The sequence below is a fragment of the Hymenobacter sp. genome, from assembly GCF_036387835.1.
Taxonomy (GTDB): domain Bacteria; phylum Bacteroidota; class Bacteroidia; order Cytophagales; family Hymenobacteraceae; genus Hymenobacter.
This window is the reverse complement of sequence record NZ_DASVSY010000078.1, coordinates 39,805-64,873: the sequence shown is the minus strand read 5'-3', so window position 1 is coordinate 64,873 and position 25,069 is coordinate 39,805. Positions and strand designations below refer to the sequence as shown.

Annotated in this window: 15 protein-coding genes and 1 tRNA gene; 8 read left to right on the top strand and 8 right to left on the bottom strand. The window is 52.6% G+C overall.

Annotation, left to right across the window (positions count from 1 at the left end):
• Nucleotides 1-102 precede the first annotated feature (102 nt).
• Nucleotides 103-1,329 carry a site-2 protease family protein gene (locus VF639_RS15155; RefSeq protein WP_331146765.1) on the bottom strand — a complete coding sequence of 409 codons (1,227 nt, stop codon included), beginning with the start codon at nt 1,327-1,329 and terminating at the stop codon, nt 103-105.
• Nucleotides 1,286-1,963: an HAD family hydrolase gene (locus VF639_RS15150; protein ID WP_331146764.1), complete on the bottom strand. Its 678-nt coding sequence runs from the start codon at nt 1,961-1,963 to the stop codon at nt 1,286-1,288. The genes VF639_RS15155 and VF639_RS15150 overlap by 44 nt, the downstream gene beginning before the upstream one ends.
• A gap of 146 nt (nt 1,964-2,109) precedes the next feature.
• Here VF639_RS15150 and VF639_RS15145 point away from each other — a divergent pair.
• A tRNA-Ile gene (locus VF639_RS15145) sits at nt 2,110-2,183 on the top strand.
• A 112-nt stretch (nt 2,184-2,295) separates the two neighbouring features.
• Nucleotides 2,296-2,529, top strand: a complete 234-nt coding sequence (locus VF639_RS15140; protein ID WP_331146763.1) for a hypothetical protein — start codon at nt 2,296-2,298, stop codon at nt 2,527-2,529.
• Between the two features lie 277 nt (nt 2,530-2,806).
• On the opposite strand, the gene VF639_RS15135 is transcribed toward VF639_RS15140, so the two are convergent.
• From VF639_RS15135 to VF639_RS15125, 3 genes are all read right to left on the bottom strand, one after another.
• Complete coding sequence (locus VF639_RS15135) at nt 2,807-3,595, bottom strand: 4'-phosphopantetheinyl transferase family protein (protein ID WP_331146762.1); 789 nt, start codon at nt 3,593-3,595, stop codon at nt 2,807-2,809.
• 7 nt (nt 3,596-3,602) lie between these two features.
• On the bottom strand, nt 3,603-7,655 hold the full coding sequence (locus tag VF639_RS15130) for a non-ribosomal peptide synthetase (protein ID WP_331146761.1): 4,053 nt from the start codon (nt 7,653-7,655) through the stop codon (nt 3,603-3,605).
• Nucleotides 7,656-7,771: 116 nt separating this feature from the next.
• Nucleotides 7,772-14,362, bottom strand: coding sequence for an amino acid adenylation domain-containing protein (locus tag VF639_RS15125; protein WP_331146760.1), 6,591 nt, complete (start codon nt 14,360-14,362; stop codon nt 7,772-7,774).
• Between the two features lie 638 nt (nt 14,363-15,000).
• On the opposite strand from VF639_RS15125, the gene VF639_RS15120 reads away from it, so the two are divergent.
• From VF639_RS15120 to VF639_RS15100, 5 genes are all read left to right on the top strand, one after another.
• Nucleotides 15,001-15,678 carry a response regulator transcription factor gene (locus tag VF639_RS15120; RefSeq protein WP_331146759.1) on the top strand — a complete coding sequence of 226 codons (678 nt, stop codon included), beginning with the start codon at nt 15,001-15,003 and terminating at the stop codon, nt 15,676-15,678.
• Nucleotides 15,679-15,707: 29 nt separating this feature from the next.
• Nucleotides 15,708-17,108, top strand: a complete 1,401-nt coding sequence (locus tag VF639_RS15115) for a HAMP domain-containing sensor histidine kinase (RefSeq protein WP_331146758.1) — start codon at nt 15,708-15,710, stop codon at nt 17,106-17,108.
• A 175-nt stretch (nt 17,109-17,283) separates the two neighbouring features.
• Nucleotides 17,284-18,894, top strand: coding sequence for a SulP family inorganic anion transporter (locus tag VF639_RS15110; RefSeq protein ID WP_331146757.1), 1,611 nt, complete (start codon nt 17,284-17,286; stop codon nt 18,892-18,894).
• Nucleotides 18,895-19,381: 487 nt separating this feature from the next.
• Entirely contained in the window at nt 19,382-19,726 is a 345-nt protein-coding gene (locus VF639_RS15105) for an alcohol dehydrogenase catalytic domain-containing protein (RefSeq protein WP_414654729.1), read from the top strand.
• A gap of 39 nt (nt 19,727-19,765) precedes the next feature.
• The gene (locus VF639_RS15100) at nt 19,766-20,272 is read left to right on the top strand and encodes an NAD(P)-dependent alcohol dehydrogenase (protein WP_331146755.1); all 507 of its coding nucleotides are present in this window, start codon (nt 19,766-19,768) and stop codon (nt 20,270-20,272) included.
• Between the two features lie 114 nt (nt 20,273-20,386).
• Here VF639_RS15100 and VF639_RS15095 read toward each other — a convergent pair whose 3' ends face one another.
• From VF639_RS15095 to VF639_RS15085, 3 genes are all read right to left on the bottom strand, one after another.
• Entirely contained in the window at nt 20,387-22,864 is a 2,478-nt protein-coding gene (locus tag VF639_RS15095) for a M1 family aminopeptidase (RefSeq protein ID WP_331146754.1), read from the bottom strand.
• Nucleotides 22,865-23,029: 165 nt separating this feature from the next.
• Nucleotides 23,030-23,848 (bottom strand): hypothetical protein, encoded by an 819-nt coding sequence (locus VF639_RS15090; RefSeq protein WP_331146753.1) that lies wholly within the window; start codon nt 23,846-23,848, stop codon nt 23,030-23,032.
• A complete protein-coding gene (locus tag VF639_RS15085; protein WP_331146752.1) occupies nt 23,845-24,348 on the bottom strand; it encodes a glycine-rich domain-containing protein in 504 nt (167 codons plus the stop codon). The genes VF639_RS15090 and VF639_RS15085 overlap by 4 nt, the downstream gene beginning before the upstream one ends.
• Nucleotides 24,349-24,487: 139 nt before the next feature.
• Here VF639_RS15085 and VF639_RS15080 point away from each other — a divergent pair, with 139 nt between their 5' ends.
• Nucleotides 24,488-24,850 (top strand): hypothetical protein, encoded by a 363-nt coding sequence (locus VF639_RS15080; protein ID WP_331146751.1) that lies wholly within the window; start codon nt 24,488-24,490, stop codon nt 24,848-24,850.
• Nucleotides 24,851-25,069 lie beyond the last annotated feature (219 nt).

Sequence of the window (25,069 nt, the reverse complement as noted above, 5' to 3'; positions counted from 1 at the left end):
GATCGTTCTATTGAAGAGTAAAGGAACAGTCTAGGTACGAAGCACTATCCTCTAAGCACTAAAGTAAGAACGGCCTAAGCACAAAGCACTACCCCCTAAGCCCTAAACGAAAGGGCTAGGTGTAAAGCACAACACAAAAATAGCCACCATCAGCCAGCCCAACACCTTACGACCAGAACTAAGTGGGGATTCGTCGGGGGCAGGTGGGTGATAAATGCCCGTCAAGCGGCCTAGCATCAGGCCAAAAACCAGCCATCCCGGATTGCCCATAACGCCTGGAAAAGCTACCGTAACAGCCAGCTGGGCAGCCCATACCCCCAAGCCAAGCAGCAGCGCTCGTCGGGGAGTAGGCAGCGCCCGCCGAAACACCAGAAAAAGGTAGCCTAAGTAAGGCAGCCCCCAATAAAGCCAAGTCTCAGAAGACGTTCGTAAAGAAAACAGCCCCAACCCGGCATAAAAGATAAACGCCACGAACAGCGCCCCCGACAACCGGTTGAAGCGCCGAAATCCTAGCAGGCCGTAGAGAATGTGCCCCCCGTCGAGTTGGCCGATGGGCAGCAGGTTGAGCGCCGTGAAAAACAGCGCCAATACCCCCGCCAGAAGCACCGGGTAGTGCATCAGCTCGTTTGGGTGAGGAATAAGAGCTGGGTCGGCAAATAAATATTCCAGCCCCTGGTACAGCAAGGGCTTCGCCAGTGTAATACCGGGGGCACCCTGGTACACGTAGCGGGCGTAGTCGGCTCCGTAAGGACGGTAATCCGGGTGGATTTCAAACAGATACTCCAGCGGCGGCAGGTGCGTGAAGCCATAAATCAAAACGGGCACGGCCACCAGAAAACCCGCCAGTGGCCCCGCTAATCCCACATCAAAAAACTCTCGCCGCGAGAAAATTCGGTCTTTGATTCGGATAACGGCCCCAAAGGTGCCAATACCGAGTATGAACGGAATATAGTACGGCAGCGTCACCCGAATTTGGTTGTAGCGAGCCGTGAAGTAATGCCCAAACTCATGCACCGTCAGCACGCCTAAAAAGGGCAGCGAAAACCAGAGGCCGCGGCGTAGCTCCGGCCACATTTGTTGGACCGGCAAGGCGAATATTTCTATCGGCAGAAAATTGATGCCACCCCGGGTGAGTTCCAAGCCGGCCAGCGTAGTCGTAACGAGCGTGGCCACAAACAGCAGCAGATGGAGCAGGGCCGTGCGCCAGCGCGGTGGCGTGGGCCGCTCGTAGCGCACAAAGGCGGCCTGCGCCTCCTCAACAGGTGTGAAGGCGGGAGCCGGGGCGTCAGGAAAGGGGAGGGGCAGGGGTGTATTCTCGGGGGAAGGCACGGATGGCAGCAGGCAGAGCGTCGAGGATAGTATGAGGCGGGGGCAGAAACAACGTGCGCAGCCCCAGGCGGCGGGCAGTTTCGATATGTTGAAAACTGTCTTCAATGAAAAGAGTTTCCTCGGCCTTCCAGTTCATCTCGCGCAGCGCATGCCGAAAAATTTCCTCGTTGGGTTTGCGCAAGCCCACTTCCTGCGAATAAAACACGCGGTCTAGGGCATCGGCAATACCCTGCTCGAAGCCATACTGCGTCCGTAAGCCCTCATTGAGAGTGGAAATATGAATTTGATTGGTGTTAGAGAGCAGCGCGGTTTCATGGCCTTGGGCGCGCAAATCGGCAATGAGAGCTAAGCGCTCGGCCGGTACATCTAGTAGCATGGCGTTCCAGGCAGCGTCGAGTTCCTCATCGGTAGCCGGTATGTTGTAGTGCGTGCGCAGGCCCTCTCGAAATTCGTGGGGTGTCAAACGGCCCGTCTCCATGAGGTCGAACAGCTCGCCCTGTGCCGCCTGGGTGAAGGCAATAGTATGCCCCTGCGGGTGCAGGCGACGCATAGCGTCAAGGGTGCGCTGGTAGTCGATGTTGATGATAACTCCCCCAAAGTCGAAGAGTAGATTAGGCAGTTTTTTCGTGGGCATAACGAGCTAATAACAGAAGAAGAAACAGCATGCGGAGCGAAATAAGCCGTTCCGGCGCTCAAATATTGCCGCCGCAATTGCAAACTTCACGGTAAACCCCGAAGTTTGCGCAGCCGAAACCCACTAACCCTAGTGCTTTTCGTGCTGGGCCTATAGCTCAATCGGTTAGAGCAGCTGACTCATAATCAGCAGGTCACTGGTTCGATTCCAGTTGGGCCCACTAAAACCGCCTTAACAGCCATGTTAAGGCGGTTTTTTATTTATTGCCTAAAGCTCTGCCTACAACGACTATGGAAAACTTCACTTCGTTGATGACAGTTAATAAAGATTGAGTGGAGGTAGCTGCTGCTTATATTCCGCTAATAGGAGGTCTACTAGTAGCCATTTATAAGATTGTTAACTGGTTGCTAAAGAAGAAAGAATCAGTCGCTCCGGCTCCGATTTCACGAGCAGGCGTTAATATTTCCGGTGTTAAATTCGAGGATAATGCGCTTGATGCTATAAATATCCAAGGGGATATCAATGTCGACATCAAAAATGTTGAAGGCAAAGGAATGGTGGTATAAGAATCAACACAAATACCCCACCACCTAAGCAATAGATGCCTATTAACATAGTGGACCGGACGCCTGATCTAGCCTCGGTCTGCCTATCGGGGTTGTATGCCAGTCAAGGCTACCCGAGCCCTGACGGTGTTGCTAATTCCAGAAAGTGCCAATAAACAATCCACTCACAAGGTATTGCCATTAGCGCAGTGGCCATCGAAGCCTGTTGCCACCAAGCCGTAGTGTTGGCTACAGAACGGACTGTGTTCCAATCTATAAGGGCAACTAGAAGCGAGCCTCACGCAGTAATTATTGGGAGTGTTGGCGAACTAAACAAAGCGGAGGCGAGGTTACCAACTTTATAAAAGGCAATATCTTCTACAGTAAACCTAGAAGAGTAGGAAATAGCCGCAATACAGTTATTGCCAGCGCTGAAACTACTAGTTGTCCAGCTGATAGAAGTAGCCAGCTTTGTCTGGTCTAGTGGGTGAGAGCCTTCTAAAGACGGAATGTCTCTGAAGTCGTCGTCGATGCCTTTAGCAGTAGCTTTTACCAAGGCTTCTTTGCGAGTCCATAGTGTATAGAAAGCACACGTTGGGTTAGCACTCTGCCTGACAAAATCATTTTCTGACAAGCTAAAGCTGAAGTCAATGATATCCTGGAATTGAAAATCTGTTCGTGCATATTCCAGGTCCGCACCAATAGGGCTCGCTGCAATAGCCAACACCATGTAACCGGCAGAGTAGGAGACGGAGTAGTGAAGATTTGGGCAATCAGCTACTCTTGGTTTGCCATTTACGCCGGGCAATAGCTCTATATTCTTATAGCCCTTGCTGCAACAGGCACTTAGTAATATCCTTACTATAGATCTATTTATTAAATAACTCTCTTTCTTAGGTTGATGAAAATACGATTTAGAAATTTCTATTTCATTAACAGGTACTAGTAATTCTATATATTCTAGCAAATTACTATTAACTCTTGTTTCTATTAAAAATAACGAAATGGGTTTAGATTGTAATTCACTAGGAAAGTTAATCCAATTGACTCCATTTGCGACAGTGCATTGAACGGATGGCGAAAGCATGATTTTTCTATAAGATAACTGCTTCAGCCAGTTCGTTTAATGCTGCTTGAAGTATATGCCCCGTTTCTTCATCGTGTGGCGGGGCAAACATGTAGTTATGGTCGCCGGGTACTTCATGCACGCTGACACCGCCTAACGCAAATGGTTTCCAACCCATATATTCAAAATCATTTACATAATATGTCTTTTCTTTAGCTTTAAACAGATCAATTTTGATGCACTGAGGGGTTAAACGATAATTACGCGCAGCTTTTTCGTGCATTACTGCCATCTTATGAGAATGACCATAGATGCGTTCATAGTATTCCTCTTTATTATACTTAAGTTTTTGAAAATCCCGCTCCAATGCTTCGAATTTATATCGAAGCGTGGCTTTAGGATTTTTGCGTAGGAGAACAAGAATAAATAGTAAGCGCTTTATGAGAAGAATTGACCGCTTAGCACTTCTGGTAAAAAATGAATCAGAATGATCTGGTTGATCAGCATAAGTGTCAAACATGGCAAGAAATTGTACGGTCTTGCCCGCTGCTTGTAATTGCTTCGCCATTTCGAAGGCAATAATACCACCAAATGAATACCCCGCCAGCGCATAAGGTCCATTGGGATTAACTATTTGAATGGTAGCGATATAATGTGCCGCCATCTCCTCAATGGTGCCGTGGGGTTCGTCATTGCCATTCAGCCCCTTAGCCTGCAAAGCATAGATTGGTTGATCGGCGTCGAGGCTTTTAGACAAGGCTTTGAAAATAAGAACGTTCAAGCCCGCGCCATGCACAATATAGAGTGGGGTCTTGCTGCCCTGTGACCTGATAGGAACAAGGGAGTTCCAGGTGATGAACTTGCTGTCCATTTGTAGCGCAGCAGCCAGTTTTTCTACGGTCGAACTTTCAAACAAGGTGGCTAACGGTAATTTTTTGCCTGTTGCACTTTGCAGCTCAGCCATTACTTGGACCGCAATCAGGGAATGTCCTCCTAACTTGAAGAAATCATCAAAGATGCCAATAGTTGATACATGGAGATGTTGCTTCCATATGTCAATTACCATCTTTTCTGTATCCGTGCGCGGACCATCGTGCCGCGCAACTACGTGGCTATTGTTGGCTTTAGTATAAGTTGATAAGGCCTTTTTATCGATTTTGCCATTGAGCGTTTTAGGAATAGAATCTATAACGATAATATCGTTGGGAATCATGAAGACGGGAAGCTTATCCGCCAGTGTGTCTTTCCAATTTGCTATGCTTCTGGTGTAGTCTATGGTAGAATTAAATTCTCGAACAACTACGTATGCGAGTAGCCTTGTTAAGTTGTAGCTATCTGGCTTAGCTACAACTACGGCCTCTTGCACTTCTTCGATACCAGTAAGTAAGTGTTCAATTTCTCCAGGCTCAACGCGGTACCCCCTGATTTTTATTTGTTGGTCGGCGCGGCCTAAGTATTGTATCTCGCCATTAGCTAATAGTTTAGCTAAATCGCCGGTGCGATACATCTTCTCTTCAGCACTCAGCGAGAAAGGATTATTAATAAACCTGTCTTTATTTAAATCTTGTCTATTAAGATAGCCTTTGGCCAAGCCGTCGCCAGCAATATATAATTCGCCTATCATATTAGGCTTTACTAAATTTAATTTATCATCTAAAATGTAGAATTGTGTGTTAGCGATTGGCTTCCCTATCGTAATTAAGCTGGTTGCTTCGGTTACTTGTTTGCTTGAGGAATATATAGTTGTTTCGGTTGGTCCGTACATATTCCATAGTGAAGCGCAGCCTGCAATAAGTCGTTGGGCAAGATCTTCGGGTAGTGCTTCGCCGCCACTGATGGCTCTTAGTGCATATTTTTTAATCCAGCCAGCATCGAGCATCATCCGCCAAGTGGCGGGTGTTGCCTGCATAACGGTGATATCCTCCTTGTCAAGGAACTGTAATAATGCGCTTCCATCTCGGGTCGATTGGGTATCGGCTAGCACAACCGTTGCCCCACTCACCAGCGGCAAGAAAAGCTCGAGCATAGCTATGTCAAATGAGATGGTAGCAATGGCTAATAATTTGTCTCTAGCAGAAATATTAATTTCTTGCTGAACGCTATAGAGTAAATTTATTAAGCTGCGCTGCTTTATTTGAACGCCTTTCGGTAAGCCAGTGGAGCCAGAAGTATATAATATGTAAACTATGTCATCGCCGCTTATTCTTGTTTTTATAGCGTCAGTGGAATAATTTACTGCGTAGCTCGCTAGACTGCTGCTATTTATAACTTCAATATTATTGAATTCAAGGTCGACTGTATCCGACTTAATTAGAATAGATGTATTAGAATCCCTTAACATGAACTCTAATCTATCCTTGGGATAAGTAGGATCTAGTGCTAAATAGGTAGCACCGCATTTGAGCACAGCCAGTAATACTACAACCAGTTCTTGTGAACGGTCGAGTGAAATGCCAACTACATTGCCAGTAGTAATACCTTTTTCTTGAAGGTAGCAAGCTAATTGATTGGCTTGTGAGTTTAATTGATAATAAGAAAGCTCGGTGCTTTGGAATTTAACGGCTACATTATTTGGATGCTTGTGCGCAATATCTTGGATTAGATCGGGTAAATATTGAGTAATAGAATAATCAACCGCAGTATTATTTAATGCCAGATAAGCGCTCGGCAGGTTAACTATGTGCGAGTGCGAAACAGTAAGACCAGCAGCAGGATTTGTAGTGACTTCTTCGAGCAACTGCTCGAATGTCGTCATCATGCGTTTGATGGTTTCTGCTTTGAACAAGGCCGTGTTGTACGACCACTCTAGCACCAAGGCCTCTTCTGAGCCGCTTGCATTGAGAAATAAATCAAAAGTCTCGTAAGCCCTGGGGTTGCTATGTAGTTGATAGGTAACGCCGCGAAAGTTGACGCCATTCGCAAGCCCCATATCGACATTGAATACAACAGGAACTAAAGGAACCCTGCTGGCATCTCGGCCTATATTGAGCGACTTCAACAGGCTGCCAAAAGTCAGACCCTGATGTTCGTAGGCATCGAAGAGGTAGCTTTTGCGCTGCTCCAGGAAAGAGTTGAAACTGTTGGTTGCGGCATGTTCACTGCGCAAGGGAAGCAGGTTTACGCAGTGGCCGATCAGGTGCTGACTGTCGCTGGTGGACTGGCCTGCCGTAGGCAAACCTACCACTATACTTTGCTGCCCGGTTAAACGATGCAGCAATACCTCGAAACAAGCAAGCAAGGTGGTAACGAAGCTACAGCCAGCCTGCATTCCGGTTTTTCTAACTTTCGAGACCAACTCAATTGGAAGGGGAAAGTCTAAGCGGGCACTGGCGTAGGTGCGCACGGCCGGCCGTGGAAAGTCGGTCGGCAACTCCAGCACCGGTACCGCATCCTTGTACTGATTTATCCAGAACGCCTCGGTTTGGTTGTACTCCTCACCGGAATAAGACGCTACTTGTTCATCGGAGTATTCGCTGAACTGCGGAGGCGGAGGTAATAGTAGGGATAAGCCTTGGGAATAAGAGGAATAAAAAGCACTTAGATCTTGTAGTAGAATTCCTAGCGACCATCCATCACAAATTATATGGTGGGCTGTTACGATAAAATGATACTCATCGTCATTTAACTTTAACAAGGACGCTTTAATTAAGGGTCCTTGTATTAAATCGAATATATGCTGAGCATCGGCGGCAATATTTTTTTTGACCGATAACTCCTTTTCATCGAGCGATAGATCAGAAAGATCCTGATAGAAAAAAGGTGCATTGATACCGGTAAACACGCAGATATACTTGCCGTCGGCACTGAAAACAGAGCGTAGCGCCTCATGCCGGTTCGTGACTTCCTGCCACGCCTTTTGCAAGGCACTACGATCGAGTGGCCCTGTAAACCGTAAGGAAAGCGACTCGTTATACGCACGGTTGGCGTCATCGCCTCCGAGCAAACCAGCAAGCCATATTTCTGCTTGAGAAGCCGTAGTTAGCGCAACACGGGCAACTTCTGGTCCAGAAAAAGGATCGAACTCAACCGTAAATGATGTAACATCAGACACGTTTTCTGCTATTTGAGTTTTAACTAACATGGTGTTGCTGCTTTTTGCAGATTAAGTGCTACGTACTTAGTTTAAAGCGCTTAGCCTTATATAGTAATGTGATTAGTGAAAGAAATGCTCGGTGTTGTTTGTATTTAGTGTAGCGTTTAGTTTAAATCTATCTTTAAATATTTGCCTGGTAGTTCAGGATTGGAAATATACCAAGCTGGGTTTCCTTTATGGTCTCGGCCTAATTTAGCTCCTGGAATAGGCGGAGTGCTTGAAGGAATTAGATTCTGCTGTTTAGAAGGCACCTTTATGCTATGCGAGTTGGATGTAAAAAAGCCAGCACTTACCATTTCATTTATGCTCTCAATGCAAGCTGCAATAAGTTGATTTATATCTTCGCTGCTATGGGCTTCCGTCATGAAACAAGGAAAACCATCCCATATATGAATTCCTTTTTCCCGCATTAAGGTGAATAATAATTCACTGTATGGGATTTCCTCTTTGAATTTAATTTTCCAGAGAGAACCGAAGTGCGCAACGTAAAAGGGCAATTGCTGCCTATTGATTTCTGTGTTGAGCGCGTTGGCCAAATGGTCTGTTTTGGCAGTGAGGTTTTGCTGCAGGGCAGGGCCTTTGACCTTCATATAAAGCAACGAAGCTTTAGCTGCTGCAAGAGCCAAGGGATGCCGCACAAAAGTGCCCGCGAAGTAGGTAACGCCTACCTCCGGATAGGAGGCGTCCTCGTATTGCCAGAACCCGCCATCAAGGGCGTCCATAAAGGTTTTATTGCCAGCAATAACCCCGATGGGTAAGCCTCCACCCACTACTTTTCCATAAGAGGCTAAGTCCGCCTTGATGCCAAATAAGGCTTGCGCACCGCCTGGATGCATGCGGAAACCGGTAATTACTTCATCGAAAATAAGTGCCGTACCCGAGGCGGCAGTTATTTCCCGAACCTGCTTTAAAAACTCAATGGGTGTGAATTCAGGGCGTCGGCTTTGAACGGGCTCTACCAGAACGGCAGCCAGCTCGTGCGCTCTTTCTTTGATGATGCGCAAGCTTTCGTCGGCGCCGTAGTCCAGGATAAGCATGTTTTGCACTGCCTCTGGCATGATACCCGGGGCGGCCGGAAACGACATGAGTTTTTTGGTGCCGCGCACCAGTACTTCATCAGCAATACCGTGATAGGAGCCGGTGAAAGCCACAATTAAAGAGCGCCCGGTTACGGTGCGGGCTATGCGCATAGTGCCCAACACCGCTTCTGAGCCAGTGCTACAGAGAGCCGCCCGATCGAAACCGGTGAATTCGCAGATCAATTCGCTGACCATGCCGGCCAACTCATGCTGCGGTCCTACTTCGTAGCCTTCTTCAATCTGCTGGTGAAGGGCTTCTGCAACCACTGCGGGCTGATGCCCGAGCATCGAGGAGCCAAAACCATTTAAAGCATCAATGTATTGGTTGCCATCGATGTCCCAGAGGTAGCTGCCCTTCGACTTATTAACTACGAGAGGATAAACGACTTCCTTGGTGAGCGGCTTGAACCCTGACACGACCCGCGGGTCGGCCATATGGGCGCGGTGCCGCTGTGCATACGCCTTGCTGCTACGGGTTTTCTGGTTGTAGCGCGACGTGAGCTGCCACAGGAAATCCTGCTGCAGCTCGCTCAACCCGGTTGCTTGCCGTTCGATGCGGGCCGTTGCACCGAATGGTTTTTTCAATTCTGCTGCTTCCTCCGCCGTTAAGTTAGAATCAACTGTTACTTGCGCTTCTTTGGCCGGTTGGGTTGGTAGAGAGAGTAGGGCAGGTGCCGGAGCAGAGACGTAGGAGGTGGTTTGGTTGCTTGTTTGCAGCAGCATAACCTGCTGCGACAGCAACTGCAGTTGCTGGGCTACCAGCCCAAGCATGGTATCGCCGTTAGGGTTGGGAGTGGCTGCCACAGAGGTAGCTGCCGATGGTAGTTGAGTTGGGGCTATGACTACCGCGGCAGGTTGGACGTGTGCAGGAGGTTGATATGCTTCAGCAGGGAGCTTGCTATCGATATAGGAAATCAGTGCTTCCAGCTTTGCGTATTCCTGATTTAGTTGCCGGAAAGTAATTGGGATATTAAACTCTTTCTTCAGGGTTATGGCTAGCTGCGTAAGTAGAAGAGAATCGAGCCCAATTTCCAATAAGCTCATGGCTGGGGTCACGCCGTCCATCTCGATTCCGGAGGCGTTTTCAAGTAAACTTTTAATCTTTATAAATAGCGTATCTCTTCTCATAGGAACTAAAGGACGGTGTGGCGAGGTGTTGGTCAGATGAATTTCAGATGCTTGTTGAACAACAGGTGTGACTTTAACTGCTGCTGGGTTTACCCAGCAAGGCTTGCGGTTGAAAGCGTAGGAGGGTAGTGTTACTTTTTGCCGGTTTTGGGTGGCGTAGAAAGCGTCCCATGCTGGCTCCAGGCCATGCAGCCATAGCTGCCCTAAGGTTTCTAGTATCGTTTGTTGCTCGGTATGAGTGCCCTGAGCTGTGTTAAGACTGGAGAGCACCGCCACGGGCCGGGTGTTGCGCTGCTGGCGGGCCAGCGTGGACGTGGTGCTGCCAGGACCTACTTCCAAGAGCAGAGGACCCTCTTGCTCGAAAAGCGTTTCGAGCGCATCGGCAAAGCGCACGGGCAACCGTAGGTGCTGGGCCCAGTAGTGCGGATCGGTGGCCTGGGCGTCGGTTAGCCAAGTGCCCGTAACAGTTGAGACAATTGGTTTCTGGGGTCGGCGCAACGTTGCTTTCTCGACTTCGCGCTGAAAGGTGTCCACTACCGGGTCCATCATAGCAGAGTGGAAGGCGTGGCTGGTGAGCAGAATGCGGTTTGGTACCTTGCTGTCGTCCAGCAGTAAGGCAAAAGCGGCAATAGCGCTGTCTTCGCCGGCCACTACGCAGTGTTTGCTGCTGTTGATAGCGGCAATTGCTAGTGTTTCAGGTAGAAGTGCTTGCAGCTTTTCTGCTTCCAGGCGCACCGAGAGCATGCTGCCGCGCGGAAGCTCGCTCACCAGGCGGCCTCGTACGGCAATCAGGTTTAGCGCGTCGGCCAGCGTGAAAACGCCAGCTAGACAAGCTCCCACAAATTCGCCGATACTATGGCCGCAGAAAATAGAAGGGTCGATGCCCCAGCTCATCCAGAGTTGGGCCAATGCATACTCGGTGACGAACAACGCCGGCTGGGCGTAGCGAGTGTTTTTCAGCGTGTCTTCGGCGCTGGAAGTAGCACTGTCGGGGTAAAGAATCAAGCGAATGTCTACTTCCAGTTGCGGGAGCAGCAGCTCGGCACACGTGTCTATGGCTTGTTGGTATATGCTTTCGGTTTCGTACAAGGAGCGGCCCATGTTCAGGTACTGCGCGCCCTGACCGGGAAACATAAACACCACTTCTCCCGGCACTGCCTGCAGCGTAGTGGCTCCTGCCAGCGAAGCCGATTCCGTTTGCAAAGCCTGCACTAGTTCGTCGGGGGTGGATGCCACCACGAAGCGGCGATGCCCGAAGGACGCCCGGGTTTTTTGCAGCGTATAGGCCACATCAGCTAGTAGCGGCTGGTTGGACAACTGCAACTGCCCGGCCAAACGCAGGGCATAGGCCTCGCGGCTCGCGGCAGATTTCGCCGACCACGTCAGTAGCTGAGTTTCGCGGCCTGCGGTTGGCACCAAAACCTCGTTCTCGAACTCTTCGAGTACCACATGCACGTTGGTTCCTCCAACACCAAACGAACTTACCCCTGCCCGGCGTGCTCCTTGCGTCTGCCACGGCCTGAGTTGGTTGTTAACAAAGAACGGGCTATTGGTGAAATCAATATTGGGGTTCGGATTCTCGAAGCTTAAAGAAGCCGGTAGCTGCTTGTGGTACAAGGCCAGCGTCGTCTTGATAAGGCCAGCCACACCTGCTGCGGTTGTTAAGTGCCCCATGTTGCTTTTGATGGAGCCAAGAGCGCAGTGCTGCCGAGGTATTTGTTCGCCGAAGGCCAAGGTCAACCCTTCAATCTCAATAGGGTCGCCAATGGGGGTGCCGGTGCCGTGGGCTTCCACGTAGCTGATGGTTGCAGGATCGACGCCGGCGTCTTGCAAGGCCATGGTAATAACAGCGGCCTGCCCCTCGGCACTCGGCGCCGTGAAGCTGCCTTTGTTGCCGCCGTCGTTGTTGATGCCTACGCCTTTAATGATGGCATAGATGGTGTCACCATCCTGGCGAGCTGCCGTCAGGCTTTTCAATAATACCACGCCGGCGCCGTCGCTAAAGACGGTGCCCTGGGCCTTAACATCAAACGGACGGCAGTGCCCATCGGGGCTGAGCATGGCCCCTTCTTCGTAAAGATGCCCGCTGAACATGGGCGACGTAATGCTGGCGCCTCCTGCTAGCGCCACACTGCACTGGCCGCTGCGCAAACTTTGCACGGCCTGGGCTATGGCCAGCAGGGAAGTAGAGCAAGCGGAATGAACACTTACGGCTGGTCCCTTCAAATTAAGCTGATAAGCCGTTCGAGAGGCTACGTAGTCCTTCTCGTTGGCCGTCATCACCTGAAAACCGCCCACCTGATCAACTAAGTCGCGGTTGGCCTGCACATTGTGCTGGTAGTACGTGTTGTTGCCAGTACCGGCAAACACCCCGATGCTGCCCTGATAAGACGGGGGTAAATACCCAGCCTGCTCGAGTGCTTCCCAAGCAATTTCCAAGAATACCCGCTGCTGTGGGTCCATCAGTTCTGCCAGCTTGGGGTTCAAGCCGAAGAAAGCGGCGTCGAACTGAGTGGCATTATTAATAACCCCGCGTGCCTTAACGTAAAGCGGGTCATTTTTCAGTTGTGCAGGTATACTGGCGTCTAGCTCGTCGGTGGTGAAGAAACGGGTGGTTTCGCGGCCATCCTTTAGTAGTTGCCAGAGTTCGGTGATTGTATCGGCGCCCGGAAAGCGGCCAGCCATCCCAATTATCGCAATATCAGCCCCCGACTGGCTATGCGGATCTTGAGCTTGAGTTGGCTTAGCGGCTAGTTTGGGCTGTTGGCTCAGAAACTGAGTTACTCCGGCCGCGGTAGGGTAGTGGTAGAGCTTGGTTATGGGTAAGGCAAGCTGATGCTTGAGCTTCAGCACCGCCACGGTTTTCTGTGCCAGCAACGAATTGCCACCAAGCTCAAAAAAGTTGTCGTCGGCTCCCACTTTATCTAGATAAAGCAATTCTGCCCAAAGATTGGTGAGCAGCTTTTCCGTTGTGGAGGCAGGTTTTCTGTATAAGGTTGCAAGCCCAGGCCGCTGCAGCCCGGGAACGGGCAACACCTTTTTGTTGACTTTGCCGCTGGTTGTTAGCGGCAGCTCTTCCATCCAGACAAAGGCCGAGGGTATCATGTAGTCGGGGAGCATGCTTTCCACGGCTTTTCTTATGGCGGCCGTATCCTGGGTAGTGGTTTTGGAAACCAGATACGCCAGCAGCTTCTTCTCGCCGTCGTCGTAGGTACGCGCCACTACTACTGCCTGTTTGATGCTACCAATGGCGTTGAGTTGCACTTCTACTTCGCCTAGCTCGACGCGGTGGCCGCGTATTTTCACTTGATCGTCTTGGCGGCCCTGGAACTCGATACTGCCATCCAGTAGGAAGCGACCCACGTCGCCAGTGCGGTACAAACGCACGTTTTCCCCCGTGGCGTTAGTCCAGGTAATGAATTTGCTTGCTGTTAGAGCAGGCTGATTCAGGTAGCCTTCAGCGAGGCAGGCGCCTCCTATGCACAACTCCCCGCTGGCTCCGGGTACAACAGTGCTTAGCGCAGCATCAACGACAACCAGGAAGGTGTTGTCAATGGGGTGACCAATAGTAGGCAAGTCTGGCCAGGTAATCGCGCTGCCTTCTAGTACTAGCTGCGTTACTACGTGGCATTCCGTTGGGCCGTATTGGTTGTAAAGCGTGCAGCCGGGCAGTGCGGAAAACAGATTTCTTACTTGGGGAGTGATTTTCAACTGTTCGCCAGCAGTCATAACCTCTTCTAGGCAAGCAGGAAAAAGTTGCTCGTTGACAGCAGACTCCGCCAAATACTGCAGCGCCACGAAAGGCAGAAACACCCGGTTGATAGACTGTTGCTCGATGAAGGCTAAAAGCTCTGCAAAATCAATACGGAGGTCGTCGTTAACGAGAACTAAGGTGCCGCCGGTGCTGAGCGTTGAGAAAATCTCTTGAAAGGAAACGTCAAAGGTTAGGGTAGCAAATTGCAGCGTGCGAGTGCCAGTGGTAGCGCGTGAGTTGTGGCTTTGCCACTGCAACAGATTCAGCAAGGGGCTATGCCCCATACAAACGCCCTTGGGTTCGCCAGTTGAGCCGGAGGTGTACAGCACGTAGGCTGTTTCGCTCCACTCGCGTACCGCTTGGGCAGAGTAGCTCAGCTGCTTATCGGAGAAGATAGGTTGTAAGGATAAACCAGCAAAAAGTGCCTGCTCATGCGAAAAAGCAACGCAAGTGCTAATTCCTGAGCTGGCAATAATTTGCTTTAGGCGCGGCGTTGGATAAGTAGGGTCGAGAGGTAGGTAGGCTTTGCCCGCCTTTAGAATGGCGAGTAGCCCAACCAGCATTCCTATGCCGCGGGAAGTGCTTAAGCCAATAATAGAGCTCTCAGGAGCTTGGTGTAGAATAGTATGCGCAAGAGCGTCTGCTTGCTCGCTTAGTTGTGAGTAAGTGACTGAAGTGGACTGATACTCAGCCGCAATCAAATCACCATAGAGTGCAGCCGCGCGCTCAAACATCTGGCAGAGCAAAGAGGAGGTAGTGTCACTGCCAGAAGGTGAGTTATCAAGCGCTGTGAGCTTGTGCCTAATTACCACTGGAAATAGAGTAAAATGAAGTATGTAGTAAATAAGGTGTAATTATATTTAAAACGGTTCACATAATCATCTAGTTTGGCTATATATCATATAAAACACCTACTAAATGAGTTAACAATGCTATTTACCGTGGTAAAACTGGGGGTATTTGAAAATAAGGTTTATTGCAATATTTACAAAATGCGCATAATGTATTATTGAATTATTCCGTTCTATAAGAATGAGAAATTACTGTTGCCTAGCGGAGTGAAATAGTATCACTAAGCGTTTAATACGCTAACTAATGTTCAGTTTCAGTTTATATGTAGGATTTTATATGCTATGGATGAACTGTCAACTTTGGATTAAAATAGAATTAAAACAGCTTCATTATAATATCATGTTAGATTAAAGCGAGCGGGCAAGATTTGCTTGAACACTTAGTAAGATCATGGGTGTAGCCGGCTGGCCATGACTCGGAGTGCCTCGGAGAATAGGGCTAAGTGCCAATAGGAGAAATGAATCCCCGTATCTTCGGCCAATTCGAATTTGTTCTGCATTGCGCACCTAGTTTCTCCCGCATGAAAATTTTGTTGGTGGAAGACGAGCCCAAAGTGGCATCGTTTTTACAGAAAGGTCTTACTGAGCAGCAACATGCCGTTGACGTAGCAATGGATGGACCTACGGGCTTACGGATGGCCTTAGCGGGCTCCCATGACCTTATAATCCTTGATAATTTGCTGCCAGGCCTTAGCGGGCTTGACGTTTGTCGCCAGGTGCGGGCCCTGAATTCTGCCGTACCTATTCTGATGCTGACTGCCCTCGGCGAAACCGACGACAAAATCCGGGGCCTTGACGCCGGTGCCGACGATTATCTGGTGAAGCCTTTTGCTTTTCAGGAGCTGCTGGCGCGGGTGCGCGCCCTGGTGCGCCGCCGCCCCGAAGCCAGCTCCTCGGCAGCCATTCTGCACCTAGCCGACCTTACGCTTGATCCGAGCAGCAAACGAGTACAGCGCGCCGGCCAACCCATTCAGCTTACGGCCCGGGAGTTTTCTTTGCTGGAATATCTGCTCCGCCACAAAGGCCGGGTTATTTCCCGAGTCGATATTCTGGAGCACGTTTGGGAAACCAGCTTCGATACCGGCTCTAATGTGATTGACGTGTACATCAACTTCCTTCGCAAGAAGCTCGATAAAGATTTTACCCCCAAGCTAATTCATACCCTAGTAGGCATGGGTTACGTGATGAAGGAAGAGTAACTGCCAACTAACAATCAGAAATACAGCACATGAGCATTCGTCTGCGCTTGGCGTTGCAGTTTGCCGCCATTCTGGCCGTTACGCTGCTGCTGTTTTCGGTGGTGATTTATTACTTCACTTACCAGGCCCGGCAAGAGTCGTTTACGCAAAGCCTGTTTGCGCGGGCTCGTATTGTAGCGCACGTGTATCTTGATGGCACCAACCGGGCCGACGAAGCGAGCCGGATTTCGTACCGGCGCTACCTTCGGCAATTTTACCGCACCTTGCCCGAAGAAGAAGTACGGGTATATAATGCCAGTAATCGGGTGGTGTTTCGGGAAGGACAACCCACCGAGGTGCCGGTTCCCGTTAGCTTGCTTATGGCAGTGCGCCGATCCGGAAAACAGGTGCGGCTAAGCCACAATTTCCACCAGACGGTAGGCCTATTGTACCGGGATGCCCGTCGCGGCGACTTTGTGGTAGTTGCTTCCTCAACTGACCTCGATACCCGCGACCGGCAGTTGGGCTTGCGCAACATCATGATTGGCGGGCTGCTGGCATCCTTGATAATCGTGGGTATTGGCGGGTGGTTTTTCGCCGGACAGGCCTTGAGCCCCATGCAGAAAGTGGTGCGCGAAGTAGACAGCATCACGGCTTCCGACTTGCACCGCCGCCTTTCGCAAGCCGATGGCTACGATGAAATTGCGCTCCTGGCGCAACGCTTCAATCAGTTGCTCGACCGCCTTGAAGTGGCCTTTGCCGGGCAGCGCACCTTTGTGCGCGACGCCTCGCACGAGTTGCGGACGCCCCTCACTGTGCTTATCGGCGAGTTGGAGGTGGCGTTATTGCAGCAGGAGCGGAGCCCCCAGGAATACCGCCGGGTATTGCAAAGCACGCTGGATGCGGCCCGCTTACTCAAGGACCTTACCAATGGCCTGCTCCAGATTGCCCGTGCTTCCGATGACCCGTCGCAGGTGCCTTTAACGGTGGTGCGGCTAGATGAGCTGCTGTTGCAGGCTCACGAGGAGGTGCAGCGCCGCCACCCTACCTGCCGCGTCGACTTAGAGTTTGGCGATGTACCGGCCCGGGTGCAGCAGCCGTTTGCGGTGAGCGGCAACGAGACGTTGCTGCTGTCGGCTCTACTGAATATATTGGAAAATGCCTGCAAGTTTTCAGTAGGATCGGAGACGCCGGTGTTAGCCGTTCTTTCCACTACGGCCACTCAGGTGGTGCTAGAGGTGCGCGACCACGGCGTGGGAATGAGTGAGGCCGACCGTCAGCAAGTGTTCGTGCCTTTCTTCCGGGCCGAAACGATGCGGGCAATACCCGGCCACGGCATTGGACTACCACTCACGGCCAAAATTATGTCTTTGCACAGGGGAGCAGTGCGGGTGGAAAGCCAGTTGTACCAAGGTACGCAGGTGTGGCTAGAGTGGCCCGCGTTAGGCTAGAAGCCCCTACTGCTTCGGTTGGTAATAGTGAAGGTATACTGTAGTCAGTGCAAATTAATTTAGTTTTAATTCATTTTTAACTGTGTCTTAATGGCAGTACCGTAGACTTGTAAAAAATGCTAGCATATCCATGCTTTTTGAAGTTGGTGGCCTGGCTCCTCACTTGTCTTTCCATATGCCTAATACCGTTCAAGCGTCCGTTCAAACGGCAGCTTCAACCTCTGCTCCTCTCAAGGCTGGCTACTTGAGCAACCTCAGCAAAGACCTTCCGGCCGGCTTGGTAGTTTTTCTGGTGGCGCTGCCACTTTGCCTAGGTATCTCCTTGGCTTCGGGGGCGCCGCTGCTGTCAGGTATCATTACAGGTATTGTAGGTGGTGTGCTCGTGTCTTGGCTTAGTGGCTCACAACTTAGCGTTAGTGGCCCAGCTGCCGGTCTGACGGCTATCATTCTGGTCGCCCTTCAAACTTTAGGTTCCTTTCAGGCGGTGCTGGCGGCTACGGTGATAGCCGGAGTGCTGCAAATAGTGATGGGCCTTGTACGGGCGGGCATCATTGGCCTGTACTTTCCTACTTCGGTTATTCGGGGGATGTTGGCCGCCATTGGTCTTATCCTTATTCTCAAGCAGATACCACACTTGCTCGGAGTAGATACCGACTACTTTGAGGACATGACTTTTCTGCAATTCGACGGGCAAAACACGTTTTCGGCCGTGGCCGGGGCGTTGCGTTCCTTCGGTTGGGGCTCGGCTCTGATTGGAATGCTGTCGTTGGGAGTACTGCTGTTTTGGGAGAAGGTGCTGAGCAAGCGTTTTGCTTTGCTGCGTATGATACCGGGGGCCCTGGTGGTGGTGGTACTTTCTATTGTGCTTAGCTCCGTGCTGGATCTGGCTCTGCCGGTGCTGCGGGTGCGTCCTGAGCATTTAGTGCAACTGCCCATTGTGTCGTCGTGGAGTGATTTGCTGAAGGTTTTCACTCAGCCCGATTGGGCAGCTTTCAGCCGGTCGGCTACCTACACTGTGGCTTTCACTATTGCTGTTGTGGCCTCCCTGGAAAGCTTGCTCAGCGTGGAAGCCGTGGATAAGCTCGACCCGCACAAACGCGCAACGCCTACCAATCGTGAGCTGATGGCACAAGGTGTTGGCAACATTATTAGTGGCCTGTTGGGCGGTTTGCCTATGACGGCCGTTATCGTGCGTAGCTCAGCTAACATCAACGCGGGCGGTCAAACCAAGGTGTCTGCTTTCTTCCACGGCTTGCTGCTGCTGACTAGCTTGCTGTTCCTGGAAACCATTCTCAACAAAATTCCGCTATCGGCCCTGGCGGCGGTGTTGCTGCTGGTAGGCTACAAGCTCACGAAGCCCGCGCTTTACCGGACGCAGTGGCGCTTGGGTTGGCAGCAATTCCTGCCGTTTATCATCACCATATTGGCCGTTCTGCTCACCGACTTGCTGAAGGGCGTTACCATTGGGCTGGTTGTGGGCATCTTCTACATCCTCAAGACTCACTACGAATCGGCTTACTTCATGCGGCCCACGCCCGAACTGCAAGGCACCGGGGTGTATCACCTCAAGCTTAGTGAGCACGTCTCGTTCCTGAACAAGGCCAGTATTATCCGCGTTTTAGAGCAATTCCCGTCTGGCACGCACGTTATCATCGACGGCACGGAGTCGCAGATGATAGACTACGATGTGCTAGAGGCCATTGCTAACTTCCGGCAAACAGCCACCGAGCGGGGCCTTAATCTTGAATTGCGGGGTATTGCGCCGGTTGAAGTAATAGGCCACTAACAAGACCTGCTTCTGTCGTTTGACAGACCTAATTTACGTACCTTCATTTAGCTTATGATAAGTGAGAGAAACCGAAGTCGGGCACATCTATGGCACTAAAGCGTTGAACCCTGAGTCAGCAACCGTCGACCATACAATCAGTCCGGCAGGCGTCAATAGCTAGTAAAGCAAGCAAGCAAGCCGCTAAACAACAAAACGAGCAGCAGTGTGGCTGTAGACAACGTGAAGATTTAATGCTCAAAGTAGGCCAGCATTAACAGTCTTGCCATTAGGCAAGTTTATATAGTTAAGTGTGGTTAGAACCGCCGTGGCCTTTGGCTGCGGCGGTTTTGTTTTGAGGTGAACTCCTTGAAGCCAGCAACTATTTCAGCTACAGTAGTTGACTTCAAGCAACCGCCTGCGTATGCCCAAACTCACCACTAATGTTATCATGCAAGCAGCCTATTTCTAGCAATACGGTCCGGCCGATGTATTACACTATGGCGACCTGCCAACGCCCGCGCCTAAAGCCAACCACATACTCGTGCGGGTGCGGGCCAGCAGCGTGAATCCGGTAGACTGGAAAGTACGCAAAGGCGATCTGAAGCTCATGACGGGCTCGAACTTTCCTAAAATACCCGGTCGCGACGTAGCCGGTGGAGTAGCCGCAGTGGCCAGCAATATTACCCGCTTTGCCCCCAGCGACCGGGTGTACGGCATGCCTGGCGACGGAGTCGGCGGGGCCAACGCGCAATACGCAGTGCTGGCGGAAGCAGTAGCGGCCTTCATTCCCGAGAAACTGAGCTTCGAGGAGGCGGCAGCCGTGCCACTAGCCGCCACCACCGCGCTGTAAGCTCTGCGCAACAAAGCCCAACTGCTATCCGGTGACCGGATGCTTGTCAATGGTGCGTCAGGAGGCGTAGGGTCTTTTGCGGTGCAAATTGCCAAAGCCTTAGGTGCCGGCGAAGTCACGGGCGTAGCCGGCCCCGCCAACCAGGAACTAGCGCGCAGCCTCGGCGCCGACCGGGTGCTAAACCACCAGGAGCACGACTTCACTGAAGACTTGAGCCGTTACGACATCATTTTCGATGCCGCTGGCAAACGCTCCTTTGTCGCCAGCCAGGATGCTTTGCGCCGCAACGGGCGCTACGTCACCACCCTGCCCGACCCGGTGGCCATCATTACCGGAACGGCTGCGGCGGCCTTCAGCACCAAAAGCACCCACACCTTTATAGCCAAGAACAGCGGCTCGGATACGGCTCTGGTTTCAGTTTGGCTGCAGGCCGGCGCTATCCGCGTCGTCATCGACAAAACGTTTCCGCTCCAAGAACTTGCCCAGGCTCACCGCTACAACGAGCAAGGCCACGCCGCCGGTAAAATCGTGCTGGCGGTGGAGTAGGAGCAGGTTTGTGGAAGCCAAAAGCCTCTTCCGCGCCGTGCGGTAGAGGCTTTTGGCAGAAAATTAGTACCGTCATGCTGAGCATGACGGTACTTTAGCAAGGTCAGAACGAGGTTACTTCGCTTGCTCAATCTCGGCTACGGCTTTGTCAATTATGGCTTGTTGGGTTGCGGTGGCGGGCTTGGTTTTGTCTTTGGTGATACTCTGCAGCAGGCCAATCATGGGCTCGGCAGCGCCTTGCGCCTTGAACTTGATGGCAACATCCTTGATCCGGTTGACGCCGGCGGTGAAGGCGGCTGGGTCTTCGAGGCGGGGCAGCATGATGGAAATGCTTTCCAATAACCCGAATTTTTCCTGCTGTCCGGCCGCATCGTATTTGCTCAGGATGTAGGTCCATTCGGCCGGGCCACCAGCTTGGGCGTACACTTTCGTAACGGCCTGCGCCAGGGTTTGCTGCCCGCTGACTTCCAAGGGCTTAGCCAGCGCCAAAGCCTGCTTCGGGTCGGCTGTGGCCAGGGCGCTCAGCGCCGCACCTTGCACCGCGTAGGATTTGCTGTCGGCGAACTGCTTAGCGAATATCTTGGCGTCGCGCTTGTCTTTGAGCTTGGCCGTGATGAGCAGGGCGGTGGCCAATACGTTTGGGTCTTTTTCGCTGGCGGCTAGCTTGCGGATGGCGGGGCCGGCAGCTTTAGCCACGGCTTTATCGTCCAGATCGAGGCGCTCCAGCGCGACGGTGCGCAGATTGGCAAACTTGTCGCGCAGGCCGCTGAGCAGCAGGGCACGAGCGGCGCTGGTTTTTTGCTCTTTGGCCGCAGCCAATAGCGCTTCGCGCCGGTCGAGGTAGAGGGGCGCGTGAGCGTACTGATAGACATAGTCGGCTAGGGGCTTGTTCTCGGTGGGCAGCCACACCAGCGTCTTTTCAGCGTCCACGTTCACCAGGTCGGGCTTGCTGTCCAGCGGCATCGTGAAGGTTTGGGTGGCCTCGGTCATGGTTACCCGCTGGCGCTGCGGCTTGCCTTTCACGTAGTAGTCGATGGCGAAGGGTAGGCGGAACACCTGGCCGGGCTGCGCCTGCTTCACCGTCACGGCCTGTACCTTTTTAACGGCGTCCCAACTGTAGTCAATCGTGACGACGGGGTGGCCGGTGCCGAAATACCACTGGTTGTAGAACCAGTTCAAATCCTGGCCCGACACGGCTTCCATAGCCAGGCGCATCTGGTGGGCTTCACCGTTGCCGAAGGCGTTGTCTTTCAGGTATTTCTGAAGGCCGGCAAAGAATATATCGTCGCCGAGGTAGGTGCGCAGCATGTCCAGAATGGCGCCACCTTTCTGGTAGCTCACCAGGTCAAACATCTCCTCTTTGTCGCCGTAATGGAAGCGCACCAGGCTTTTAGCGGCGTCGCGGGGGCTGTTGAGGTAGTTGCGCAGGTTGCGGTAGTTGTGGGCGTCGGCGGCATCGGCGCCGTACTTGTGCTCGGCGTAGAGGCCTTCCGAGAAGTCGGCCATGCTCTCGTTCACCGTGAGGTTGCTCCAGCTTTCAGCCGTCACATAATCGCCAAACCACTGGTGGAACAACTCGTGGGCAATTACCGACTCGTTTTGGTACTGGCGGTCGAGCAGCTCGCGGTCGGTCATCTGCACAAACTCGCCGTGCAGCGTGGCTGTGGTGTTTTCCATAGCGCCGCTCACGTAGTCACGCACCACTATTTGGGCGTACTTGTTCCACGGAAACTCCACGCCCAAGCGGGTCGAGAAAAACTCCAGCATGTCGGGCGTGTTGCCGAAAATCTGCTTGGCGAAGGGCGCGTACTTCGGCTCCAGGTAGTAACTCACTTCCTTACCGCGCCACGTTTCCTTGTAGATTTTGAAGTCGCCGACGGCCATCATGAACAGATACGGCGCGTGTGGCATGTCCATCTTCCAGGTATCGGTGCGCAGGCCGGGGCCCGCTGGCTTTTGGCTGACCAGCGCCCCGTTGCTGAGCGTGACGTACTTGGCCGGCACCGTCAAACTGATTTCCGAAGTGGTCTTCTGGTTGGGCCGGTCGATGGTGGGAAACCAAGCCGACGAGGCTTCCGTCTCGCCCTGCGTCCAGATCTGCACGGGCTTGCCTTTTTCGGTGCTGTCGGGGTTGATGAAGTATAGGCCTTTGGCATCGGTAATGGCCGCGCTGCCTTGCACTTTCAGCTCGTCGGGCTTGGCCGTGTACTCGATGTAGATGGTATAAGCGGTGCCCGGCGCCATGGATTTGCCGAGGTTGATGCGCAGGTTGCTCTGGTCGTAGTCGAACTTTAATTTCTGCTGCTGCTCGCCGTTCATCAAGGCTACGGCCTTAATGTCCATGCCCTTGGCATCGAGCCGCAGAGAGTCGGTGGGGTAGGCGTGGGGCTTAAGCGTAACCCACTCTTTGCCGTAGAGGTAGCGCTTGGCGTAGTCGAAGCGCACATCAAGTTTGGTGTGCACCAAATCGTTGATTTTGGTGGCCGATGCCTGATAGGGGCCAATCGGCTCGGCCGGTGCCGTAGGTGCCTGGCCCTGCGTGGTGGCACTGGCCGCCAGTATCAGCAGGCTCAGCGCGGAAAGTTGCTTCATGAAAGAGAAGTGAGAGAGAAATGGATTCAATCCTTAAAGATGTGGACTTCAGTCTGAAGTTGCCTGCCTTTCTTGAAAGAAACAGCCTAAGCTAAGCAGAGTGTAGCGCGGAAGCCACAGGAAATCTGTTCCGCGCTACATTCCGCTTAGCTTATACTGTCTGCATCAGTCGCCGCCACAGCCACCGCCGCAGCCAGAGCAGCCACTGTCGCCGCCGCAACCACTATCACCACTGCTGCTGCTACTGCTACTGCTGTCAGAGTCGCCGTGGCCGGCGCTGTGGCTGTCGAAGGCGTCGCTGTGGGGGTGCCAAGAGGTACCGCCATCGTCACTGCCACCAAAGTCGCCCGTGGTGTCGTGGGTGGGCTCTGGAATCTGGTGCAGTTCTCGTTCCAGCTGACGGCCTACTTCGGAAGAGAAGGAAGGCAGCAGAAACACCACGCCCCCGAGTTGCTGGCTGAAGTGATGGGCACCGGAGGGGTTGCTGGCAGCCCGGCTAATAAATTCTTTATCGAGGCGAGCTAGCTCGGCCTCAGTGGCTGCCTGCATTTGTTTGCCACCCGGGGTGAGGTAGCGCGTACTTGTCAGGCGCCAAAACCAATGCGGCGAAAACAACTCCCCGGTACGCGTATTCGCTTCGATAAGCTTATGATACTCCGGGGCGCTGCGGGCCTTATCGAAAACCATACGCACGTATTGCTTGAACGGTATCCGGAGCTGATCATCGGCCCGGAGCGTGTCAACCAGCAATTGTTCGTGCGGCAGGGCTTGGTGGGTAGCTAGGGTAGGCCCACTTATTACAAACTGCTGCCACGAAACCGGGTCGTGGGGATGCGGCCGGTAGTGCTCGGTACTGACTGCCAGCACCTGCTGGCGCAGCAAATCGAGGAACGTGACGCGCAGTAGTCGGCGCAGACTAGGGTTGTGGTACTTCTGGAGCAGCAATAGCAACTCGGCGGGGGAGTGCGGGGGGAGGCTGGTCATGTTTTGCGACGGAAACGAAGTTTGGGTAGCAGCCAAAAAGCACTCAGGTTCACTCGGCGAAAGTTTGCGTCTCGAAAGCGGGTTTCATGGTCGGGCCAGATAGCAGCGGGCGGCGCGGCGCCGAATACCTCCTGGTACAATGTTTTGGTACGGCCGTACCAGTCGTTGAATTTGCCGCGCTCAGCGTCGCCGCCGCGGGTGGGGCCGTGGTGAATAGGGCGTTTCAGCACCTGCTCGCAGAAATCCAACCAGTAGGAGCGGGTGTAGAGCAGGTGCAGGTGCCACACCTGGTCGACTTGGTCGGAGGGCGTGAGCGGGTGCTCGGCCAGGCAGAGCAGGAACATAAACTTCTTGTATTCCAGCGTTGCCCGGAGCGCGTAATCGAGCGGCCAGCCATTTTCGCGCGCCAGCCGGTCGGTGAAGGAAAACGCCGCGGCCGGGTCATCCAGCTCGAAGTGCCGGATGCGGTTCCACAGGTCAGGTTGCCGGGTGGGCGTCATGGAGAAGTGGTAGCGGCTGCGCTGTGCTAAAGATAAAGTATTTCATCTATATACTTGGTCGTCCGCACCTCAACTCAACAATACCCTTTCTAAGCTGCTGGCGTAGGTAATTGCATTGTTCATCTAACTTTTACCTTGTATGAATCAGCCTATTTCCCGCCAACAGCACGGCTTCTCCGACCTCTCCTATGTTCCGCTCGCCCTGGCCCTGCCCAAACTCGCAGGGTTCGAAGACGAAGACAAAGCCGTAGCGGTAACCCGCTTCCTGGCCGGTAACGTCGCGACGGTGGGGCTACTTACCCGCGCCGAGTGGGGAGCCGTTAAAAAAATACCGTTCAAAGCGCACTTGCTGCTCGATATTGGTGCGGGCGTCGTAGCCGCCGCTTCGCCCTGGCTGTTCGGCTTCGCCGACAACAAAAAAGCCCGCAACGGTCTGCTGGCACTAGGCGCGGTTAATATTCTGGCCGGGGCGCTGTCACGGCCTGAGGAAATGCCGGAGTAGGGGCCTCACGGGACCCCTCCGGGGCCGGCCCCCTCTCCCGTGGAGAGCGGTAGCCGTTCGTGAGGCGTAGCGCCGCCCCGTCGGCTTGCGCCTCCGGAACGGCTACCGCTGTAACAAATTAAAATTTGGAAATAAGAAGGCCCGCAGCTATTAACTGCGGGCCTTTTAGTTGTCTTATTGCTTTGCTGTTTCTTTCTTTTGACGGTAGTGGTTCCGGAG

Excerpts from the sequence above, each read along its gene's own strand:
- VF639_RS15125 (WP_331146760.1), bottom strand. The coding sequence starts at position 14,362 with ATGTTTGAGCGCGCGGCTGCACTCTATGGTGATTTGATTGCGGCTGAG.
- VF639_RS15150 (WP_331146764.1), bottom strand. The coding sequence starts at position 1,963 with ATGCCCACGAAAAAACTGCCTAATCTACTCTTCGACTTTGGGGGAGTT.
- VF639_RS15120 (WP_331146759.1), top strand. The coding sequence starts at position 15,001 with ATGAAAATTTTGTTGGTGGAAGACGAGCCCAAAGTGGCATCGTTTTTA.
- VF639_RS15115 (WP_331146758.1), top strand. The coding sequence starts at position 15,708 with ATGAGCATTCGTCTGCGCTTGGCGTTGCAGTTTGCCGCCATTCTGGCC.
- VF639_RS15110 (WP_331146757.1), top strand. The coding sequence starts at position 17,284 with ATGCCTAATACCGTTCAAGCGTCCGTTCAAACGGCAGCTTCAACCTCT.
- VF639_RS15095 (WP_331146754.1), bottom strand. The coding sequence starts at position 22,864 with ATGAAGCAACTTTCCGCGCTGAGCCTGCTGATACTGGCGGCCAGTGCC.
- VF639_RS15100 (WP_331146755.1), top strand. The coding sequence starts at position 19,766 with ATGCTTGTCAATGGTGCGTCAGGAGGCGTAGGGTCTTTTGCGGTGCAA.
- VF639_RS15090 (WP_331146753.1), bottom strand. The coding sequence starts at position 23,848 with ATGACCAGCCTCCCCCCGCACTCCCCCGCCGAGTTGCTATTGCTGCTC.
- VF639_RS15085 (WP_331146752.1), bottom strand. The coding sequence starts at position 24,348 with ATGACGCCCACCCGGCAACCTGACCTGTGGAACCGCATCCGGCACTTC.
- VF639_RS15130 (WP_331146761.1), bottom strand. The coding sequence starts at position 7,655 with ATGTTAGTTAAAACTCAAATAGCAGAAAACGTGTCTGATGTTACATCA.
- VF639_RS15135 (WP_331146762.1), bottom strand. The coding sequence starts at position 3,595 with ATGCTTTCGCCATCCGTTCAATGCACTGTCGCAAATGGAGTCAATTGG.
- VF639_RS15080 (WP_331146751.1), top strand. The coding sequence starts at position 24,488 with ATGAATCAGCCTATTTCCCGCCAACAGCACGGCTTCTCCGACCTCTCC.